Raw genomic sequence first — 7,155 nt, 5'->3', positions numbered from 1 at the left:
CCAGGTAGTCCACAGGAGGGACCCGCGCGCCGTGGAGTGACCGCAAGAGTCTGACGCAGCGGCGCGCGGGAGGTCCCTGTGGACCCACCTGGGCAAACCCGGCCGTGGAGGGGGGATTTGTCAGCTTCGGTTTTTGAAGCGCCAGCTGGTGTTGCCGGTCTCGATGATGTCGCAGTGATGGGTCAGACGGTCGAGCATGGCGGTAGTCATCTTGGCGTCGCCGAAGACCTGGGGCCAATCGGCGAAGGCGAGATTGGTGGTGATCAGCAGTGAGGTGTTCTCGTAGAGCTTGCTGATCAGATGGAACAGGAGCTGCCCGCCAGGTTGACTGAAGGGCAGATAGCCGAGCTCGTCGATGGCGATGAGATCGTAGCGCAACAGCTTTTCGGCCAGGCGGCCGCTGCGGCCGGCGGCCTTTTCCTGCTCGAGCTGGTTGACCAGATCGACGAGATTGAAGAACCGGCCGCGCGCGCGAGCGCGGATGACGGCCGAGGCCACGCCGATGCACAGATGGGTTTTGCCGGTGCCGGTTCCACCGATGAAGATCGCGTTGCGCTTGGCGTCCAGGAAGCCGCCTGTGGCGAGTTCGCGAACCTGGCCCTCGTCCACCGGCGTATCGGCGAAGACGAACTTGTCGAGGTCTTTGAGCATCGGGAACCTGGCGCCACCGATGCGATAGCTGATCGATCGCGCCTGACGGTGAGTGCGCTCTGCTCGGATCAGGCTGGCGATGAGGGGATAGATCTCGTCGCGGCGGGTGAGACCCTTGCCGGCGATCTCGTCGAAGCTGGCGCGCATGCCGTAGAGCTTGAGTTCGCTCATGGCATCGAGAATCTCATGGCGTTCCATCACGCGACCTTCCTTATGCTGTCGTAACGGCCGCAATCGGCCGCGGGTTCGATCTTCAGGCGCAGCGCGTCGGGGGTGGTGATGCTGGGCGGCGGCGCCGGCTGGAGCCGTCGGGCGAGCACCGTGAGAATCACATCGCCGCTGGCGATGCCGGCTTCCAAGGCCTCGGCACACGCCGCTTCAACGGCGGCCAAGCCATGATCGAGCACCGCACCCAGCACCTTGACGAACTGACGATCGCCGTCGACGTGGCTCTTCAGCTTGCCGCGAACTTGGGCCAGGGCGGGCGGCAGGTCCCAGTCCTTGAAGGGAGCGCCGTTGCGCAACGCGCCGGGCTTCCTCACCAGAATCGGGAGGTAATGCCAGGGATCGTAGATGATCTGTTCATGCTTGAAGCTGCGCTGATGGTCGGCCACCATCTCGCCATCGAGAAGTACGACGATGCGTTCGGCGTGGGAGCGAACCAGAACCATGCGCCCGGCCGCGCGAGCGTCGACGCTGTAGCGGTTGCGATCCGCCGAGATCAGGCAGGTAGTGCTGGCGCGCACCGCCTTCTCGACGAAGCCGTCGAACGGCCCGCGCAGCTCCATCAGGCTGGGCCGTTCGTCCTGGAACACGTCCCAGATAGTCCGATCCTTGAACTCCGGGTGTTGGGTACGCTTGGCGTAGGCGATGCACTGATCTTCCAGCCAGGCATTCGCCTCGATGAGGCTCTTCACCCGCAGCTTGGGCCGGAACAGCTGGTCGCGCAGGTTGCCGACCTGATTCTCGACTTGCCCCTTCTCCCAGCCTGACGCCGGCGTGCACGCCACCGGTTCGACCAGGTGGTGCGAACACATCTGCAGAAAGCGGCGGTTGTACTGGCGCGCCTTGCCAATGAAGATCGCCTCCACCGCCGTCTTCATGTTGTCGTAGATGCCGCGCCGGCAGACCCCGCCGTAAAACCGGAACGCCTTGTCGTGGGCATCGAAGACCAGCTCTTGGGTCTCGCGGAAGTAGACGCGGACGAACGGCATGCGGCTGTGCGACAGCTTCATGTGCGCCGCTTTGACCATCAGCGGCAGCCCTTGGAGCGTGATCGTCTCGTGGCTCCAGTCGAACTGGTACGCCTCGCCCGGTGCAAAGCTCATCGGCACGAAAGCCTGCGCCGGAACTCGTGCCCGCTCGTCGCGCCAGCCCCTCACGAACCGGTGCACGCTATCGTGCGCGCCGTCGTAGCCTCGCCCGCGTAGCTCCTCGAACAGACGCTGCGTCGAGCGGCGTTCCCGCCGGGGCAGCTTGGCTTCCTGCTCCAGGATCTCGGTCAGAACCTCGACCCACTCACCCAGCTTCGGCACCGGCTGCACGCCGCGCTCGTACTTGAACTCTGTCGCCCGGCCGCGGATGACCTTGCGCACCGTCGCGCGCGACACCGACAGCGTCCGAACGATCTCCTTGATCGGACGATGATGATCGAAATAGGCCCGCCGGATCTCCCCGATAATGTCCACGCCAATCATCCCCCAAACACCCTTCCCAGCCGACACCGGCACAAAGGAAGGGACGCTGACACGCAGCGTTAGAGGGGGTCACTATTGGACGCGAAAACCGCCCCTCAGGGGGTCACTATTGCGCGCGAATTTACACACCGGAACAACAGATCGAACTCCAGCCGCTCCATCAGCTGGCGTTCCGACCGGATCGAATAGAATGCCTGGAGCAGCATCGCCCGCAGCAGCATCTCGGGCGCGATCGACGGGCGCCCAAGCCCCGAATAAAGCGCCGCGAACTCTCGCGACAAATCCGTCAAAGCCGCATTGGCGATCTCGCGGATCGGTCGCAACGGGTGATCCCGCCGCACCCGACCTTCCAGATCGACGTAGGAAAACAACTCTCCAGACCGTTCATCCGACCCGCGCACGACGGCCCCCACTCGACATCAGCCCCACTCGAGTGAATCATGCGCCAGCAAAAGCCGCTACGGGTTTTTCAACAGCCTGCTAGGTCAGGAGCGCTCTGACATTTCTTCCGACGTTCTACAAGTCTTAAGCGCGTTTTGCCGAGGCGCTCCTTACGATGCTGGCTCGCTTGGCACCGGGTTCAGTCCTCGCGTATTATTTCGAAAGCTCGGCCGGTTCGAAGACGAAAAATTCGATTATCGCGGCAATCACTCGACCCAGAACGTGAGGGAATGTTTTTGCGACCTAGACCCTTCCAAATCCCCCTCAAAGCCGTGGGATCAAGCAGAATTGACACTCCTGTTGAACTGTGACTTATTTGATGCGTAACAACAGTTTCGCTGCATTAGTGGTTTTGCTTCGTTGTCGCCGACCAGGGGGGTCGTCAATGAGGAAAATCGCGGGAGCGCTTTTGCTGGCCGTGTCCATTACGGCTGTGAGTTCATGTGGCACGCCAGCATATCTCCGAGAGATGTATTCGGGAAATAGGGGCCTCAACAAGAGCGAGGCCACGCAAACCGTCGTGGTCCCAACGTCTATTGGCATGTGCGTCGCTCCAAACGGCGCTATCCCGTGCCGGGAGCGGCCCGGAGCTTCGTTCGGGGAGCTATGCGGTGGCCAGTGCAGACCGTCAATTGAATTTGTGATGCAAGACGGTCCGCCACAGCAGATGACCGGAGTCATGCGCACGCTCGTTCTAGAGGCGGCCGACGGCAAGCGCGTGAACCTCAATGCGACCCCTGATCAATACAACCTCTACAAACGTCGGAGACGTGGGCCGGCAAGTAAAGGCTCTTGAGCAGGAGCCTTAAAGGAGGGAGAAGCCACATGTCTCAGCCCGTATTTTCTGATCTGTTTTCTTTGTCGGGTAGGCGCAATCGGAAATCGTACTTTCTGTACCTGCCGGCATTCTTACTGGTAACAGCGGTGCTTTGGGCTGTTGCGTTAAACGTCCCAAAGCGGAGGAATGATCGCTTTTGCCGGTTTGATACAGCTCTCACAACGATTTCCGCATGGCTTGTGGGCGCACTAAGATGCCGGGATTTTGGTTGGACAGGATGGGCTAGCTGCTCAGTCTCATCCCATTCGTCGGCTGGATATTTCCTTTTGTGATGCTCTTCGTGCCAAGAAACCTTGGATCAAATCGCTATGGACCAGACCCGTTGTCTGGGGAGCCCGGAGCTGCGATGGCAGCCGCTGGCCAGGCTCGGTGATATGCGTGCCGCAGGCGGCAGCGCGTTCACACGGTTCTCGAAGACATCCATTTTCTGCCTGATTCTGTCCTTTGTCTTCGGATCGGCAGGTGTGCGCGCTGAAGATGATGCCGATGCCATTCGCAAAGCCATTCTGTTCGCGCTCCAATGCAACTCAACGGTAGGGTCGATTGAAGACGTCACCATATTGGATTCGAGGAAGCGGGGTGGCGGTCTCGTCGTGGTCCGGGGCACCTACAAACAAAAAATCGCTGGTGCCGGGATCTTCATGTTCAAGGCGCCTGAAGCCGCAGGAGGTGTCTTTGAAGGAGACTACGACTCCGACGCTCGCAAACTGCAGGATTTGTTTTTCAAAGTCTCGCTTCGCACCGGTAAGGTTCGACCGAGCTGTTTGCAATGAACGTCCGCAGCGGATTCTCCGACAGATCATTCCCGGTAGAACAGCATCGGAACCGGGCTTTCGCCCCCAGAAGTTGCAACGCACGTCGCGCTCTTATCATCATTTCTAGTGCAACTCATCACCGAGGAATTCCACATGACGCCCGGGCGAGTGCATGAGCTCTGCGGCTTGCTGATCACAAAGCGATCTCCATCGAAGCCAGCACTCACAACGGCATTGCAAGAGAAACGACCAGAGGGATATTCCTCTGCCTCCATCCATGACCCATATCCTGCGTTATTGAAGCAGAGTGCACCGGCTCGTGTCGTGCCATGTTCGGTACGACCATCTCCAAGAACGTTTACTGTCGGATGATCCGTCCCTATTGCCCAACAGCCATCGAATATCGACAGATCGTGCGCCCGCCACTGAGGCTCCGCCAGGGCTGCTGTAAACGCGGGTTGATCCGGGAGCGCATTAGGGACGGTCGGGGGAGTGATCGGGACGATTCGTGGAACCTCGGCGAGCTCGGAAGGCTTGGGATGGAGCCAATATCGGGAAAGTCCCCATCCGAGCGCGGAGAGGAGCAGCGCAAGTAGTGCCGTCAGCAGCATCAAGCCCAACGGGGATCGGACAACGTTGCGCGTGGACAGATTGATGTCGGGTAGGGATGGCAGCGTCCCAAGTCCGTTGTACCCCAATTTCTCGCCAGCTCGAAAACCCCAGAACGCCAGCACCGGCTGATCGCCGACCGCGTAAAGATGCTCGATGCCCGGAATCTCCAAAGCGGAGGAAAGGATGTGCGAAAGGTTGCCCCTCGGCGTGTTGGCGCCCGAGCACGCGAGGTCGGAGGTCAACCGTTTGACCTGTTCGCCAAATTGCAAGCGAATCGGGTCCAGGCGAGCGCGTTCGGGCACGCTCAATTTTCGCCAGGGACGGACCTCGCCAAGCGTATCGGTGAACCAGCTGATCTGACCGTTCGCGAGCTCAGGCTGCGCAAAGAGAGCAGCGTGCTCGGCACCGAGGTGACGACGCAGGATCGCTGCGATTTGGTCATGGCTCTCAAAAACCGGTCCTCCAAATGCGGTGGTGGCTGACCATCCGTCGAGCTGACTGGTTTCAAGAAGCTGTCTCGACATAACTCATTTGCCCGGCATCTGTTCCATTCGCACTTTATATTTGCTGCCGCCTTCGGCGTTTGTGCCATCGCAACCTGCATTCTTATCCGGACCATTTACGCAGACCGTGCTTGCGCCGCTCATCGATGTTCCGTCGCTGCAGGTCAGACTTGGGTCCTCGCGGATGACAAGCTGTCCGCCCGATTGCACCAATGCCTGAGCATCGCCCTGACACTCCCTACCGCCTGGCGTGCGCACGCGAACGTCGCCCTTGCCCTGTCCATCGAAGCGATAGTACTGCTCGACAGGGTTGCCCTGAGCATCACGGAGACCCGCCTGGCTTCGCCACAGGCCCTGCATGAAGGTGGCGGGACCGGCGGGAAGATTTCCCGGCGGCAGAGCCAATGGTGTCCCTGGCGCAGTGGGTGCTCCGGGCGGCGGCAATGGAGGGCTTGATGTTGGCATTCCAATGGCCGGCGTGCCCCCGTTCGGAAGCGACTGCGGTTCGCTCGGATTTCGCGGGGCAGGAGACGGGACTGGGGGAATCGTCGGCCGCAACCCCGCGCCAGCGGGCCCACTAGATTCCGCCCCGATTCCAGGAGCGGCTGGAACGGTGGGAACGACAGGTATGCGCCCAACACCCGTCTCTGGTGCGGGGATCACTGGCGATGGGCCGAGATAGGGCGATGGCTCGACGGACACTATCCTTTCCTGAAATGGCCAAAGCCAATATGGCGGAGGCGAGACACCAATCCGCGGAGCGAGCAACCACCAGAGCAACGTGAACAGCAGCCAAAGCAGCAGCAGCGCGCCGAGCAACCAGAGCAGCCATGCCCACGGCGGTAAGCCCCTAAACCATTTCCACCAGCCCCAGCGCCACCACCCGAGTCGTGGTGTCAGAACGGCATTGCGAACACTCGCCGGATATGACACCGCACGCGGAGCATCATTTTCCGTGCTGCCTGGTCTGAGTACGAGAGGATCGACGCCAAACGGCTGCCCCTCTCGCTTGAACCCCCAAAAAGTCACCATCGGTTGACGATCAATAAAGTAAAGATGCCCCTCATCTGGCGTCTGGAGTGCCTGTTCCAGGATTCTCGAAAAATTGTTTCGGGATGAGTTCTCGGGCTCGGCTCGAAGCCTATTGATATACGCAGTGAAGCCTTCGTGAAGCCCCCGCTTCGTCGGTTCGAATTCTGACCGCTCCTGTGGGCCGAGATCGCTCCAGCGCTTCGGCTCACCGAGCGAATTGGCGACCCATCCTATTCGTTTTCCATCGCTGTCGTAATCTGGCCTCGTGAAATAGTCCGCGAAACGCGGTCCGAGGTCCTTTAGAAGAACGGCTCGAATTTGTGGGAAGCCTCTGTAGACGGGCTGATTAAAAGCACCGAGCGGCTCCAGGCCGTCTGGTGCCTCAAGACGCAAGGTGGTCCCTGTTCTCATTTTGCTGCCACCCTTCTTGCACCCAAGGCAGGGAAACTCCCTGACTCTGTGAAAACGCGCCCAACCGAGACCCCTCCATAAAGCGACATAAGCAATTGATTGGTCTTACTAATCGATGTTCGCCGGGGGTCACGTTTCGCGCGAAAGATGACCCCACTCGATTTCCATATTATTGAATCGAATCAATCTGCTGGATGATTTCGGCGGTGGGGTCA

6 protein-coding genes and 1 pseudogene are annotated in these 7,155 nt (G+C 60.1%); 2 read left to right on the top strand and 5 right to left on the bottom strand.

The annotated features are described in order from the left end of the window. Positions 1-120: 120 nt before the first annotated feature. The 3 genes and pseudogenes from istB to ROO76_09045 all read right to left on the bottom strand — a co-directional run bounded on the left by istB (position 121) and on the right by ROO76_09045 (position 2,749). A complete protein-coding gene (gene istB, locus ROO76_09055) occupies positions 121-849 on the bottom strand; it encodes an IS21-like element helper ATPase IstB (protein MDT8068299.1) in 729 nt (242 codons plus the stop codon). Beyond that, a complete protein-coding gene (gene istA, locus ROO76_09050) occupies positions 849-2,348 on the bottom strand; it encodes an IS21 family transposase (protein MDT8068298.1) in 1,500 nt (499 codons plus the stop codon). The genes istB and istA overlap by 1 nt, the downstream gene beginning before the upstream one ends. Positions 2,349-2,476: 128 nt before the next feature. After that, a pseudogene (locus ROO76_09045) lies at positions 2,477-2,749 on the bottom strand (transposase). 425 nt (positions 2,750-3,174) lie between these two features. On the opposite strand from ROO76_09045, the gene ROO76_09040 reads away from it, so the two are divergent. Together ROO76_09040 and ROO76_09035 are read left to right on the top strand one after the other, a co-directional pair. Then, complete coding sequence (locus ROO76_09040) at positions 3,175-3,585, top strand: hypothetical protein (GenBank protein MDT8068297.1); 411 nt, start codon at positions 3,175-3,177, stop codon at positions 3,583-3,585. 350 nt (positions 3,586-3,935) lie between these two features. Then, a complete protein-coding gene (locus ROO76_09035) occupies positions 3,936-4,400 on the top strand; it encodes a hypothetical protein (GenBank protein ID MDT8068296.1) in 465 nt (154 codons plus the stop codon). A 26-nt stretch (positions 4,401-4,426) separates the two neighbouring features. Here the strand turns inward: ROO76_09035 and ROO76_09030 are convergent, their stop codons facing one another. Then, positions 4,427-5,518: a hypothetical protein gene (locus ROO76_09030; GenBank protein ID MDT8068295.1), complete on the bottom strand. Its 1,092-nt coding sequence runs from the start codon at positions 5,516-5,518 to the stop codon at positions 4,427-4,429. A 3-nt stretch (positions 5,519-5,521) separates the two neighbouring features. Continuing rightward, entirely contained in the window at positions 5,522-6,940 is a 1,419-nt protein-coding gene (locus ROO76_09025) for a hypothetical protein (protein MDT8068294.1), read from the bottom strand. Positions 6,941-7,155: the final 215 nt, after the last annotated feature.

The sequence above is a fragment of the Terriglobia bacterium genome (assembly GCA_032252755.1).
GTDB lineage: Bacteria > Acidobacteriota > Terriglobia > Terriglobales > Acidobacteriaceae > JAVUPY01.
This window is presented reverse-complemented; position numbering and strand designations above follow the sequence as displayed.